General features: G+C 74.9%; 9 protein-coding genes and 1 pseudogene. 5 read left to right on the top strand and 5 right to left on the bottom strand.

Annotation, left to right across the window (positions count from 1 at the left end; genetic code table 11):
- Nucleotides 1-14 precede the first annotated feature (14 nt).
- Together cydC and O7619_RS08005 are read left to right on the top strand one after the other, a co-directional pair.
- A pseudogene (gene cydC, locus O7619_RS08010) lies at nt 15-1,754 on the top strand (thiol reductant ABC exporter subunit CydC); the annotation flags it as partial.
- Nucleotides 1,755-1,809: 55 nt separating this feature from the next.
- Complete coding sequence (locus tag O7619_RS08005) at nt 1,810-2,499, top strand: permease prefix domain 1-containing protein (protein WP_282286696.1); 690 nt, start codon at nt 1,810-1,812, stop codon at nt 2,497-2,499.
- Between the two features lie 36 nt (nt 2,500-2,535).
- Here O7619_RS08005 and O7619_RS08000 read toward each other — a convergent pair whose 3' ends face one another.
- On the bottom strand, nt 2,536-2,877 hold the full coding sequence (locus tag O7619_RS08000; RefSeq protein ID WP_282286695.1) for a helix-turn-helix transcriptional regulator: 342 nt from the start codon (nt 2,875-2,877) through the stop codon (nt 2,536-2,538).
- Between the two features lie 116 nt (nt 2,878-2,993).
- Here O7619_RS08000 and O7619_RS07995 point away from each other — a divergent pair, with 116 nt between their 5' ends.
- The 3 genes from O7619_RS07995 to O7619_RS07985 all read left to right on the top strand — a co-directional run bounded on the left by O7619_RS07995 (nt 2,994) and on the right by O7619_RS07985 (nt 7,823).
- Nucleotides 2,994-3,968 carry a DNA primase gene (locus O7619_RS07995; protein ID WP_282286694.1) on the top strand — a complete coding sequence of 325 codons (975 nt, stop codon included), beginning with the start codon at nt 2,994-2,996 and terminating at the stop codon, nt 3,966-3,968.
- Between the two features lie 40 nt (nt 3,969-4,008).
- Nucleotides 4,009-6,477: a transposase gene (locus O7619_RS07990; RefSeq protein WP_282286693.1), complete on the top strand. Its 2,469-nt coding sequence runs from the start codon at nt 4,009-4,011 to the stop codon at nt 6,475-6,477.
- Nucleotides 6,478-6,602: 125 nt separating this feature from the next.
- Nucleotides 6,603-7,823, top strand: coding sequence for an ABC transporter substrate-binding protein (locus tag O7619_RS07985; RefSeq protein WP_282286691.1), 1,221 nt, complete (start codon nt 6,603-6,605; stop codon nt 7,821-7,823).
- A 93-nt stretch (nt 7,824-7,916) separates the two neighbouring features.
- On the opposite strand, the gene O7619_RS07980 is transcribed toward O7619_RS07985, so the two are convergent.
- From O7619_RS07980 to O7619_RS07965, 4 genes are all read right to left on the bottom strand, one after another.
- Nucleotides 7,917-8,510, bottom strand: a complete 594-nt coding sequence (locus O7619_RS07980) for an ATP/GTP-binding protein (protein WP_091061022.1) — start codon at nt 8,508-8,510, stop codon at nt 7,917-7,919.
- Between the two features lies 1 nt (nt 8,511).
- Entirely contained in the window at nt 8,512-8,889 is a 378-nt protein-coding gene (locus O7619_RS07975; RefSeq protein WP_123242533.1) for a DUF742 domain-containing protein, read from the bottom strand.
- Nucleotides 8,890-8,989: 100 nt separating this feature from the next.
- Nucleotides 8,990-9,394, bottom strand: coding sequence for a roadblock/LC7 domain-containing protein (locus O7619_RS07970; RefSeq protein WP_281585020.1), 405 nt, complete (start codon nt 9,392-9,394; stop codon nt 8,990-8,992).
- Nucleotides 9,391-13,158 (bottom strand): nitrate- and nitrite sensing domain-containing protein, encoded by a 3,768-nt coding sequence (locus tag O7619_RS07965; RefSeq protein WP_282286687.1) that lies wholly within the window; start codon nt 13,156-13,158, stop codon nt 9,391-9,393. Before O7619_RS07965 ends, O7619_RS07970 begins: the two co-directional genes overlap by 4 nt.
- Nucleotides 13,159-13,242 lie beyond the last annotated feature (84 nt).

Here is a 13,242-nt window from a genome sequence, read left to right as displayed (position 1 = left end):
CCGCCGAACGGGCCGTGCTGCGCCTGGCCCGGCCGTACCTGGGCCGGCTGCTGGGCGCCGGGCTGCTCGCCGCGGCGACCGAGTTCGCCGGGCTGGCGCTGATGGCCACCGCCACCTGGCTGCTGATGAGCGCCGCCGGCCGGCCACCGCTGGACCGGCTGACCGTGGCGATCGTCGCGGTACGGGCGCTCGCGGTCGGCCGGGGCGTGTTCCGCTACACCGAACGGCTCGCCGGGCACGACGCCGTGCTCCGCATGATCACCGACGTCCGGGCCCGGGTCTTCGCCACGCTCGCCGCCCGGCGCGACGCCGCCGACCGGCGCACCGGGGACGCACTGAGCCGGCTGGTCTCCGACGTGGAGGCGGCTCAGGACCTGCTGCTGCGGGTGGTCGTGCCGGGGGCCGCGGCGGCCCTGGTCAGTCTGCTCGCCGTCGGTGGCGCCGCGCTGATCTCGCCGCCGGCCGCCGGCGTGCTCGCGACCGGCCTGCTGGTGGCCGGGGTGGCGTTGCCGGCGCTTGCCACCCGGCTCACCCGCCGGGCCGCCGACGAGGTGGCCCCGCTGCGCGGCGCGCTCGCCGTGGACGCGGTCGACCTCACCCACGGCGCCGCCGACCTGGCCGCCTTCGGCGCGACCGGCGCCGCGCTGGCCGCCGCGCAGGGCCGAGCCGGTCGGCTGGCCCGGTTGGAACGTCGGCTCGCCACGACCGGCTTCGCGGTGGACGCGGCCGGCGTGCTGGTGGGCGGCCTCACCGCCGCCGCGGTGGTGACCGTGGCGCTGCGCGCCGGGGTGGGCGGGGTGCTCGTGGGTGTCCTCGCGGTGGGCGCGCTGGCCGCCGTCGAGGTAGCCCTCGCCCTGGTCGCGGCGGCCCGGCAGCGCACCCAGCTCCGGACCGGACTGGCCCGGGTGGCCGACCTGCTCACCGAGCCCGCCGCGCCACCGCCGGACGCCACCGCACCGCCGGTGGACGCCGCGCCGCCGATGGCGCCGGTCGGTCATGACGTGCGGTTCGAGCAGGTGACCGTCCGCTACCGGGCCGGCGCCGCGCCCGCCCTGGCCGGGTTCGACCTCGACCTGCCGGCCGGTCGCCGGGTGGCCGTGGTGGGGCCGAGCGGCGCGGGCAAGAGCACGCTTGCCGCGGCGCTCACCGGCGCGGTCCGCCCCGACACCGGCCGGGTCACCGTCGGCGGCGTCCCGGTGGCTGACCACCCGGCCGACGGTCTGCCCCGGACGGTCGGCGGCCTGCTCGCCGAGGCGTACGTCTTCCACGCCACGGTGCGGGAAAATCTGCTGCTCGGGCGCGCGGACGCCGGTGTGGCGGACCTGGCCGCCGCCACCCGGGCGGCCGGCCTGCTGGACTGGGTGCTCGACCAACCGGACGGTTGGGACACCGTGGTCGGCGAGCAGGGCGGGCAGTTGTCCGGCGGGCAGCGGCAACGGCTGGCGCTGGCCCGGGCGTTGCTTGCCGCCCCGCCGGTGCTGGTGCTGGACGAGCCGACCGAGGGGCTCGACCCGACGGCGGCCGACGCGGTGCTCGCCTCCGCCCTGGCCGCCGTCCCGGCCGGGCACTCGGTGCTGCTGATCAGCCACCGGCTCAGCGGCCTGGCCGGGCTGGACGAGATCGTGGTGGTGGAGGACGGCCGGGTGACGCAACGCGGCCGGCATGACGAGCTGGTGGCGCGCGCCGGCTGGTACCGGGAGCAGTGGCTGCGCCAGGAGACCGCCGAGCGCGGCTATCTCGCGCTGGCCCCCTGAGCACTCCGGGGATTTCCCCGACGCGGGCGCTCGCCCGCGGTGGCAGGCTGGTCCCATGCGGGTGGATCAGGGGGCACGGGTCGAGGACCGGCTGCGGGAGCTGTCCGGGCGACTGCACGGGCCGTCCCGGCTCAAGGCCGATCTGCTGACCGAGGCGCGGCACGCGCTCGAGGACGCCGCCGAGGCGTACCGGGAGGGTGGTCTGTCACGGGCGGAGGCCGAGCGGCGGGCGGTGGCCGAGTTCGGCGGCGTCGCCCAACTCGCGCCGGGCTTCCAGGCCGAGCTGGCCGCCGGCGCGCTGCGCGGGCTGGCGCTGCGCACGCTGGCGGTGGCGGCGGTGCTGATGGCCGCCGGGGACCTGACCTGGCACGGGTCGAGCTGGAGCGCCGGCCCGCGACCGCCGGCGGCCTACCTGCTGCTCTCCGCGTCGATGCACGGCATCTGGGGGACCGTCGCCGGGCTGGCGCTGGCCGGGCTGGCACTCGGCGCGCTCGCCGCCCGGCGGGACTCGCCCCGGCTCGTCCGGTCGGCCCGGGCGGTCGGCTTCGGGTTGACCGGTGGGCTGCTTGTCGGCGCGCTCGCCGGCGGTGCCCTGTTCGCCTGGTCGGTGCGGTTGTGGGACGCCGCGCTGACCTGGCCCCCGATGATCATCGGCGCGGTGGTGGCGTCGGCGGCCTGGTTCTCCCTGGCCCGGTCGGCCCGCTGGTGGCTGCTCAGCGCACGCCGTCCGCGGGTGGCCGGATAGCCCGCCCAGGTGGGCCGGGCCCGCGATCCCGGCGGGTCAGGCCGGCGCGACCGGCGGTTCGTCCGCGCCGAGGAAGCGGCCGACGGTGGCGCTGAACTCCCGCCAGCCGGCGCGTTCCCCGGCGAGCGCCCGGCTGCCCGCGTCGGTGAGCTGGTAGGTGCGGCGTTCCCGGCCGTTGACCGTGCTCCACGTGCTGGCGACCAGGCCGGCCCGTTCGAGTCGGCGCAGCGCCGGATAGATGGTGCCGGTCGGCAGGTCGAGCGTGCCGCCGCTGCGCGCCCGCAGCGCCTCGATGATCGCGTAGCCGTGCTGCGCGCCCTGCTCGAGCACGGCCAGCAGCAGCGCGTCGAGATGTCCGTGCAGCGCCTGCGCCTTCATGCGTAGAAAGCCTACTTGTCTGGGCTTCGGGACGCCACCGGGGTGGGGTTCCCGTGCGCGACCGGTCGACCACTAGGGTATGTGCGCAGAGTCACTCGGCGGCGCGACGCCGCCGGGTGGGCACCCGAGCACACCCGGAGGTCAGCGTGGCCCGCCAGTCGCCCCAACGGCCCGACGCCGACGAGCCCGAGCTCGACGACACCGCGTCGACCGCAGCAGACGAGGTCGGGGCCGACCGCCCGGCCGCGGATCGTGCCCTCTGGGACGAGGTGCGGATCGACCCGGTGGAGATCGCCCTGCCCGCCGGCACCGGCTTCACGCTGCGGGCCTACCGGTCGGCGCGCGAGCTGACCCCGACCGACGTCGCCGAACGCGACCAGGACGACCCCTTCCTGGCCCGCCGCCAGGTCGTCGAGACCGAGGACGACGAGGAGGTGGTGATCCTCGACGAGGAGTTCGCCGCCCTCTCCGCCGAGGAGGACGACGAGGACGGGAAGACGGACGGGGAGCGCCGCCGCGCAAAGGCCGACGCCGACGCCGAGGAGGCCGAGGAGGCGGACGACGAGAAGGACGAGGCGGACGAGGACGAGGACGCCGCGGGCGACGAGGAGGTGCCGGTCTTCCTCACCCACAAGGGCCGGCTGCTGTTGTTCAAGACCCCCGAGTCACTTGTGACTTTCATCCGTTCCGGTGCGCCCACCGACCTGTCCCAACTGGACAGCTGGAATGAACTGTCCGAACGGTTGGAACCGGCCGACGTCGCCCCACTGGACGAGGACACCTACGAACTCGACCTGGTGGTGGAGAACCTGCGCGGCGGGCACGACGCATGGGATCCCGCGCTCCTGATCGAGGCCGGCGAGATCGCCCGTGACCTGGCGTACGCCCTGCGGCTACCGGCCGTGCTCGACATGCTCTCGGCCGGCTCCAGCCTGGACGATCTCGACGAGGCGCTGCGCGCTTCCGTCAACGGCGGGGTGGGTGGTTTCCTGGGCCGTCGGCGGCTGAAGAAAATCGGGGCACAAACCGCAAGTTTGGGTTGGCGCACCATTGTCGGCAAGATCTCTGCTGTTGTGGACTGGCGCGACTGACCCGTAGCGGGGAGCATCAGTCTCTGGCAGAACAAGACCTGTGTCCCGGGAGGAGGACGACGCTGTGGCGCTCGTGCGCGTGTACTGCGGTCTGGCCTCGGCAGATCCGGCCGACCGAACGGCTTCGGCCGAAACGACGCTGACGTCCGCTGTGGTCGACGACGCAGGCCGTCTGCTGCACGTCTGTGAGATCGGGGACGAGCCCGCCGGCTACGCCCGGCTGGTCGCGCTGCTGGTGGAGCGCTCCGGTGGGCCGAGCGGCGCGGCCATCGCCGCGGACAGCGACGACCACACCGTCACCTCGCTGCTCAGCGCCGCCGGCCGACCGCTGGCGATCGCGGACGACGACTCGGTCGACGACTTCGCCGAGCGCTTCGCCGACGACGACTCGCTGGAGGAGATGCAGTCCTCGCCCGCCGAGCGCCGGGCGGTCGGGCTGGCCCGTGCGTTGCAGGCCGGCGCGTTGTCCGCGGTGACCCTCCCGGCGCCGCGCGACCTCGCCGGCTACAAGCAGGTCCTCTCCGCACACGCGGCACTCGCCAGCGGGCGGCACTCGGCGGCGGTGACGTTGCGCGAGGTGCTCCGCGAGCTCTACCCGGCCGCGCTGCGCGCGTACCTCGATCCCGCCGACCCGGTCGCCCTGGCCGTGCTCGACGCGCTGCCCGAGCCGAGCATGCTGACCGGCGTCGCCGGCCGCGGCCGTGACCTCGGCGCGACCGTCGACGCGGTGGCCGCGCAACTCGCCGCCGAAGGCCTGGCCGACGCCGACACCGTGACCGAGGCGGTGACCGCGCTGCGGGTCGCCGTCTCCGAGACGCCCCGACGGGCCACCGTCAACCGGGTGCTCACCGCCGCCGTCGCCGAGACCGTGCGGCAGGCCGTCGCCTCCGTCCGGGCCTGCGACGCGGGCTGCGACGCGCTTGTGGGTGCGCTTGCCGAACGCGCCACCCCGGCGCCGGCCGCCGGCCGGCGGGCCGCCGCCCGCCGTGGTGAGCAGGTCGACGAGCTGACCCCCACGGCGCCCGCCGGGCTGCGCCCGGTGCGCGCGCCCGAGCCCGCGCCGGCCGCCGAGCCGACCGGCCGGCGCAGCCGCCCCGAGCCGGACCTCGACGCCACCGATCCGGGCGGCCGGCGCAGCCGTCCCCAACCACACCTCGACGCCACCGATCCGGGCGGCCGGCGCAGCCGGCCCGAGCCGGTCCCCGGTGGCCGACGTAGCCGCCCGGAGCCGGTCTCCGGCCCGGCCGCCTCGACCTCCCCCCGTCCGCTCGGCCCGCCGCCGGTCGCGCCCGCACCGGTCGCGCCACCGCCGGTCGCCCCGAGCCCGGTCACCCCCGTCGCTCCGGCGGCGCTGGGCCGGCCGGCCGCCGCATCCCCGAGCCGCCCCGAGCCGACCGGCGCGCCGCTGCCGTCGCGGGTGGACGGGCCGACCAACCGTCCGGTCTCCGCGCCGCCCCCGCCGCCGCCCGGGATCACGCCGATCCCGCCGTCCCAGCGCGGCGTCGTGCCGCCGGCCGAGGCCGGCGAGCCGTTCCGCCCGACGCTCACCACCGCGGCGATCAACAAGGCCCGGGCCGAGCGGCAGCGCACGGTCATCCCGCCGCGCCCGAAGACCACGCCGGAGCCGCCGACCGGCGGGTTCAGCGCCACCGACCTGAGCATCCCGGTGCCGAGTTCCCGTCCACCGGCGCCGGAGGCCGCCCCGCCGGGATCCCGCGCCAACTGGCCGCTCGTCAACAACGGCGACGACCAGGCCGACCGGGAGCGCGAGGCGCCCGCCTACCCCTACGGGCGGAGCGTGGACGCGCCGAGCGACCCGGGTCGGGTCACCCCGCCGTGGCTCGCTGACGACCTGCCGCAGGAACCGCCGATGCTGCGGCTCGTCGAGCCGCCGCCGCTTGCCGACCGGGCCCTGCGCAGCGAGCTCGACCGGGCGACCGAGCCGGGTCTGGACACGCCGCCACTGCGGCTGGTCGACCGTGGCGACGCCGGCCGACCGGTCGCCCGCGCCGAGTTGCCCCCGCCGTTGGAGCGGCGGCCCGCGCCGAAGGAGCACCGGCCCCCGCCGGTTTCCGACGAGGGCGACGGCGACCTGCTGATCTTCGCGCAGGCCAGGTCCGCCTGGTTCGTCGGGCACGGCGACGAGGCCGACCTGGAGTGGGCGTCCACCGCGGACACCGGCTGGCAGGCTGCCGAGCAGGCGGCCCGCCCGGCGGTCGGCTCGGAGACCAAGGCCGGCCTGCCCAAGCGGGTGCCGCAGGCCAACCTGGTGCCGGGTTCGCCGCTGCGCGAGGAGCGCCCACTGCGGATCGTCCGCAACGCGGCCAGCCTCGCCGAGAACACCACCGGCTACTTCCGGGGGTGGCGGCGCGGACAGGAGATCGGCGGTTTCGCCGTCGGTGGTCGCCCGGGCCGGGAGGCGGCCGGTGGCTGGGACTTCAGTCGGGACACCGGCGACCGCGACGACGAGCGGGAATTCGAATACCGCTCCGCGGGCTACCGATCCTGACCCGAGTTGCCCCACGGGGTGTTTCTGCCCACACCCGGACAATTTGACGCCGCCGCTGGTCGGCCGGGAACATACCCGGCGGACCAGCGGCGGCGCGCGTTCGCCGTGGTGGGAAGGCGACTCCATTGGCGACACCGGCATTCGACTGCACCGTGCTCACCCGCCGGGGCATCCTCACGGCCGCGGCCGGCAGCCTGCTGCTCGCGGGTTGCGGCCCGCAGGGACAGCGGCCGGGCGAGGGCGCGACCAGCAGCAGCCCCGGCGACCAGGACATGGTCGTCGGTGCCAGCCTTGAGCTGAGCGGCCGTGGCGCGGCGCTCGGTCTGGTCCAGCGGCGGGCCCTGGAGATCATGGCGGAGTCACTGAACCGCTCCGGGATCCCGGTCGGCAACCTGCACCGGTCGATCCGGCTGGAGATCCGGGACAACGGCAGCGACCCACGACTGGCCGCCCGACACGCCGCCGATCTGACCCAGGCCGGGTCACACGCCCTGGTCGGTGGCGTCCTCGGAGAGACCGCCGTCGCCCTCGCGTCAGCCGCCGAGCAGCTCAAGACCCCGTTCCTGGCGCTCGGCCACGCCGACCGCATCGTGCTGCCCCTGGCCGACCGCACGTTCAGCTTCAAGCTCACCCCCGACAGCGCCGATGTGGCCCGCCGGATGGTGGACCTGCTCGAATCACAGCGGATCCGGCGGGTGGCCCTGCTGGCCGCGGACGGGCCGCACGGCGACTCGGGCGTACGGGCGGTTCGGGAGGCCCTCGGCGCCAGCACCGTGGATCTGGTGCGCACGCTACGCCTCCCGGACACCGGGCGGAGCTTCCGTGCCGCCGCCGAGCGGGTGACCGCCGGGGACCCGGACGGCGTCGTCGTCTGGGGCGCCGCGCCCGACTCCGGGGAGGCGGCCCGGGCCCTGCGGCGGGCCGGGCACCACGGTCCGCTCTTCTTCGATCCCGGCGCGGTCGTGGACGACACGCTGAGCCGCGCCAACGCGAAGGCGGTCGAGGGGGCGTACGCCGTGCACCCGGCCTGCCTGGGTGGTTCCGCGCTGACCGCCACCAGCGGCGCGCAGGTGGCCCGGCGGGACTTCGACTACCGCTACACCCAGCGCCACGGCACCTCGGTCGGCTTCGCCCCGTACGCCGCGGACGCCCTCCACCTCCTCGCGGCGGCGGCGCGCGAGGCCACGAGCCTCGACCGGGGCCGGCTACGGGCGTTCCTGCAGACGCAGATGGTCGAGGGCATCGCCGGCGGGTACGCGTTCACCCCCGACCACCACGGGGGCATGGAGGCCGACTCGCTCGGTGTCTATCGGGTGTCCCAGAGCAGTTGGACCCGGTACGCCTGACCGTCGTCACCCGGAACGTCCGGGATGAACGCGGTGACGGACAGCAGGAAGCGCCCGGTGGCCCCACGGCCATCGGGCGCTTCCGCGCGTCGGTCAGGCGGGCGCGACGGCCCGCGAACGCCGCATGGTGAGCACGTACTCGACAAGCGAGATCAGCACGTGCTTCGTCGACTCCCGGTTACGGGCGTCGCAGGGCACCACCGGCACGTCGCGGGAGATCGCCAGCGCGTCCCGGACGTCCTGCGGGTCGTGGTACTGCATGCCATCGAAGCAGTTGATGGCCACCAGGTAGGGCAGCCGACGGTGCTCGAAGAAGTCGATGGCGGCGAAGCAGTCGGCGAGCCGGCGGGTGTCGACCATCACCACCGCGCCGATGGCTCCCCGGACCAGCTCGTCCCACATGAACCAGAACCGCGTCTGACCCGGCGTACCGAAGAGGTACAGAATCAGGTCACGGTCGATCGAGATACGACCGAAGTCCATGGCCACCGTGGTCGTCGTCTTGCCCGGCACCTGCCGGGTGTCGTCGACGCCCACACCCGCGGAGGTCATGATCGCCTCCGTGGTCAGCGGCGTGATCTCGGAGACCGAGCCGACCAGCGTCGTCTTGCCGACGCCGAACCCGCCGGCGATAACAATCTTCGCTGACGTCACGCGCCCGCTCGGCACCGGCGGCCGGTGCGACATGTCAGAGCCTGCGAAGTCCACTCAGCACCCTCTCCAGCAATTCAGTGCCCACCGCGTCGTCGGAGTCGTCCAGAATGGTCGGCTCGTGCACCGCGACCAGGCCATCCGTCGCCATGTCGGCGATGAGCACCCGGGCCACGCCGAGCGGAAGCTGCATCCGCGCCGCGATCTCGGCGAGCGACTGCACACGTCCGTCACACAACGCGGCGATGTACTGGTGTTCACGACCTTGACCACCGTTGCCGGTGGCCACTGCACGGCCGCGCACCGTCGTCTCGACGAGCGCCTCCAGGGCGATTTCGAGCCGGGGACGGGTACGACCACGGGTCACGGCGTACGGCCGCACCAACGCTCCGGTTGGTTCGTCACGATCCGCCATGTGGCCGTTCACCTCCCTCGTACCCGGCACCGGCTCGCCCCGGTGACATCCGTCGCTGTCCTCGTTGTTCCCGCTCCTGACCCACCGGCCAGCGCGTCATTCAGCCCATCATCCCCACAGCCGCGCGCGGCTGTGGGGTCAGGGCGTCGCCCACCCGGTCGACGAGCAGGGCCATTTCGTACCCGACCTGACCCACGTCGCAGCTCCGCGCCGCGAGCACCGCGAACGACGAGCCGTCGGAGATGGACATCAGGAACAGGAAGCCGTTGTCCATCTCGACGACTGTCTGCAGCACCGCCCCGCCCTCGAAACACCGCGCCGCGCCCTGGGTCAGGCTGACCAGACCCGAGGAGATGGCCGCGAGCTGGTCGGCGCGGTCCCGCGGAAGGTCACGGGACGAGGCCAGAAGCAGGCCGTCGGCCGAGACCGCGACCGCGTGCGCCACCCCGGGCACCCGGTCGGCGAAGTTGGCGAGCAGCCATCCGAGATCCTGCGTAGTAGTCATCCTTGTTGCTCCTTCTGCCCGCTCCCGGCCACCGGGCCTGAGCCAGACTGCGAGGACTGCTGCCCGCCCGGAGTGCCCTCCGGGCCGGTCGTGTTGCTGTCGGTGGGGTGGTTGCGGCCCCGCTGGACACCTCGATGGTAGGCCGAGAGCAGACCCCGGACGGCCTCCGGCGTACGCCGCTGCGCGGTCGGCGCGGGCTTGTCGATGCTGCCCGGCACGAGCTGCGCCATCGGCGTCCGCTTCGGCAGGCCCTTCTGGGTGGTCTCCGCGACCGGGACCTCGGTGGCCGCCGAGGCGGCCCGCCAGCCGTCGTCGGCTGCGGTCTGCCACGGCGAGGACTGCGGCGGCGAGGGCTGCTGCGGCGACGTCGGCTGCCGGGTGGGCAAGCCTCCGGCGTACGCGGGACGGCCGTTGCCGTTCGCCGCCCGGTTGTCACGCGGCGCTCCGCCGGCTGTCGGAGTCTGCGCCATCGGTGTGTTACCTGTCGTTGCGGATGTCTGCGGTACGGGCCGGCCGGCGGTGTCCACCTTGGCGAACTGCTGGGTGGGGGCACCGTTCGCCGGCACCGCCGGGGCCGGCGCCGGCGCCTCGTCGTTGGGCCCGGGTCGGCGGGTGCGGAACCAGGCGGACTCGAGCTCCCGGAAGATCGGTAGCTCCATGGTCTCGTCCGCGTACCGCTGGCGGTTGCCGGCCGGCTGCGGCGCGGCGGGACGCGCCGCGGGGGCCGGCGTCGACGGCGCGGCGGTCGGCTGGGCGGCGGTCGGCTGCGGAGCCGCCGGCTGGGTCTCGGTGCGCGGGACGCGGGGCAGCTCGGTGGTCATGTCCAGGCTTGCCGTCTGCCGCTCCGGCGCCGCGGGAGCCGGGGCCGGCTCGGCCGGGGCGACCGGCGGCCATACCGGCGGGGCGCCCACGTGCGGCGCGGGGGCCGGGCGAAGCTGGCCGGCCGGCGGCGCGGACACCTGGTGACCAGCGGTCGGCTGACCGGAGGTCGGCGCGGCCGACACTGGCCGGGTCGGAAGCGGGTTACCCGAGACCGGCGCGGCCGACACCGGGCGGGTCGGAAGCGGGTTGCCCGAGACCGGCGCGGCCGACACCGGGCGACCCGAGTACGGGTCGTCCGACGCGGGGCGGCCCGAGTAGGGGTCACCGGAGACCGGGTGGCCCGAGTACGGGTCAGCCGAGACCGGGTGGCCGGAGACCGGCGCGGCCGAGACCGGACGGCCCGAGAACCCCGGGAACGGGGTGCCGGACACCGGCGGCAGCGGCGGCGCGGACACCGGCGGGACCGGCGGCGCGGACACCGGCGGCGGATTGTACGGCCGGGCCTCGGGGCTGCTGGGCAACTGCCGTGGGATCGTCGGCTGCTGGCCGCCGGCGGCCGGATCGCCCTCGGCCGGGTAGCGCCGCTGGGGCAGCGGGTCGACCGGCTGGCCGTTCGCCGACCGCGACGGGTAGCCGTCACCGCCGCTCGGGTTGGCCCCGGTCAGGTCGGACCACGCCGGCATGGCGCGGCCGGCACCGGCGTTGGCCGGGGTGCCGGCGCCGTTGCGGTGGCCCGGGTCGAAGGACCGGCCGCCGAGCGTGACCTGGTTGCCGGAGGTGCCGGGGTGCGACGGCGGCGGGGTGTGCGGGCCGTTGCCGAGCGCGGCCAGGGCACCGAAGGCAGGTGCCGGTCCGGCGCCGAAGGCGGGTGCCGGTCCGGCGCCGAAGGCCGGCGTCGGACCACCCTGCTGCGGGCCGGCGGCCGGGAGAGCCGGCGCCGGCATCCCGCGACCGGCCAGGGCGCGGGGCACCAGGACCGTGGTCGGCAGTGTGACGTCGGCGACGGTGCCCCGGTCGGCGGCCGGGCGCAGCTCGACCTTGACGGCGTGCCGGGCCGCCAGCCGGGCGACCACGACGAGGCCCATCATCCGGGAGACCGCCACGTCCACCTGCGGCGGCGTGGCCAGGCGCTCGTTCAGGTCGTGCAGTTGGTCGGCGCTGATGCCGATGCCCCGGTCCTCGACGTAGAGCGAGGCGCGGTCGCCGACCCGGCGGGCCTCGACCATGACGTGCGAGTCCGGCGGGGAGAAGGCGGTGGCGTTGTCGAACAGCTCGGCGACCAGGTGCACCAGGTCGTTGACCGCGTGCGCGGCGACCTCGATGTCCCGGTCGATCACGCCGAACTCGATCCGGGTGTAGTGCTCGACCTCGGACTGGGCGGCACGGAGCACGTCGATCAGGGCGGCCGGCTCACGCTGCACGCGGGTGGAGTCCGCGCCCGCGAGGACCAGCAGGTTCTCGTCGTTGCGGCGCATCCGGGTGGCCAGGTGGTCGAGCTGGAACAGCTCGGCCAGGCGGTCCGGGTCCTCCTCGCCGCGCTCCAGCCGGTCGAGGTGGCCGATCAGCCGGTCGACCAGGATCTGCGAGCGGCGGGCCAGGTTGACGAACATGGTCGCGACGGAGGCGCGCAGGGCGGCCTGCTCGGCCGCGGTCCGGACCGCCTCCAGGTGGACGGCGTTGAACGCCTCGGTCACCTGGCCGAACTCGTCCTTGCTGCGCACCGGCAGCGGCTCGGCGATCTGGTTGGCCAACTGCACCGGGGAGAGCTGGCCGGTCACCTGCGGGTCACGCAGCCGGGCCACCGCCTGCGGCAGGCCGTACTGGGCCACCGAGAGGGCGCCCTGGCGCAGGTCGCGCAGCGAGCGGGCCATCGAGCGGGCGACCAGGTAGGCGAAGAGAATGGCCAGCAGAAGCATGGTGAGCAGCAGGCCGGTTTCGAGGAACACCTGGCGCTGCGTGTCCGAGCGGAGTTCGTCGGCCTGCCGGACCACGTTGCTGTCGAGCCGGGACTCGACCGCGCGGAGCAGCTTGGCGTTGCCGACCATGGCCTGGTCCCACTGGTCCGGCCCGAACGGCGCGTTCGCCATCGAGCCGCTGTTGTTCGCCGACATGAACCCGGTGAGGTTGTCCGCCTTGCGCAGGTCGGGACCCTCGACGGTCTGGTCGAAGAACTCGGAGTCGGCGGGGGTGGCGACGGACCGGAAGGTGGCGAGCGCCTGGGCCTGGGCGGTGCCGCTGGCGATGAACTGCTCGCGCAGCGCCGGACTGTACTGGTTCTGGGTGAGCGCCTGGTGCACGACCACCCGGCGCTGGGCCAGGTATTCCTTCTGCCGGGCCACCGCGGCGGCGGCGCGCATCCGGTCGCTGAGGTCGTTGTCGCCGGCGAGCTGGGTGGCCGAGTCGCGGATCGAGAGCAGGTCGTTGATCAGGCGCTCGTACGCCTTCTCCGCCTCGTCGATCTTGAGCTTGCCGTTCAGCACCTGGCTACGGGTCGCCGGCAGGTCCTTGAGCTGGTCGTCGATCTCGTTCAGCCGGACCTCGAAGTTGCGTGGCAGGTCGCTGATCTCGCCCCGCTGCCGCGAGTAGGGGCCCTTCGCCTGGTCCACCCGCTGGTTGGCCCGGTTGTACGCCTCCTGGTACTGCGCCCGGGTCTGGGTCTCCCTCGCACCGAGGAAGAGCACCGAGCCGACCCGCTCGTCCTGCATCGTGTCGGCCAGGTCGCCCGAGTATCCGATCAGGCTGGCCAGGTCACCGGCACGGTTGGCGCTGTTGAGCGTCTCCAGGTGGTCGACCAGACCGCTTGTGCCCACCACGACCGTGGCGATGGTCGGCACGATCATGATCAGACCGAGCTTGGACCAGATCGGCATGTCGCGCAGCCGGCTCGCCGGCCGGCTCAGCCGCGACAGGAAAGAGCCCGCCGTCGTTGGCCGTTTGCTCACGTCACCGCCCTCGCAAAACCGCGTCCGACGTCACCTGAGGGCAACGCCGAGCGTCCGACCCGGCGGGTCGGACCTCCGAGATTC

The organism is Micromonospora sp. WMMD998 (assembly GCF_029581235.1).
In the GTDB taxonomy this organism is placed as follows: domain Bacteria; phylum Actinomycetota; class Actinomycetes; order Mycobacteriales; family Micromonosporaceae; genus Micromonospora.
This window is presented reverse-complemented; position numbering and strand designations above follow the sequence as displayed.

Excerpts from the sequence above, each read along its gene's own strand:
- O7619_RS07980 (WP_091061022.1), bottom strand. The coding sequence starts at position 8,510 with ATGTCGCACCGGCCGCCGGTGCCGAGCGGGCGCGTGACGTCAGCGAAG.
- O7619_RS08000 (WP_282286695.1), bottom strand. The coding sequence starts at position 2,877 with ATGAAGGCGCAGGCGCTGCACGGACATCTCGACGCGCTGCTGCTGGCC.
- O7619_RS08005 (WP_282286696.1), top strand. The coding sequence starts at position 1,810 with ATGCGGGTGGATCAGGGGGCACGGGTCGAGGACCGGCTGCGGGAGCTG.
- O7619_RS07975 (WP_123242533.1), bottom strand. The coding sequence starts at position 8,889 with ATGGCGGATCGTGACGAACCAACCGGAGCGTTGGTGCGGCCGTACGCC.
- O7619_RS07970 (WP_281585020.1), bottom strand. The coding sequence starts at position 9,394 with ATGACTACTACGCAGGATCTCGGATGGCTGCTCGCCAACTTCGCCGAC.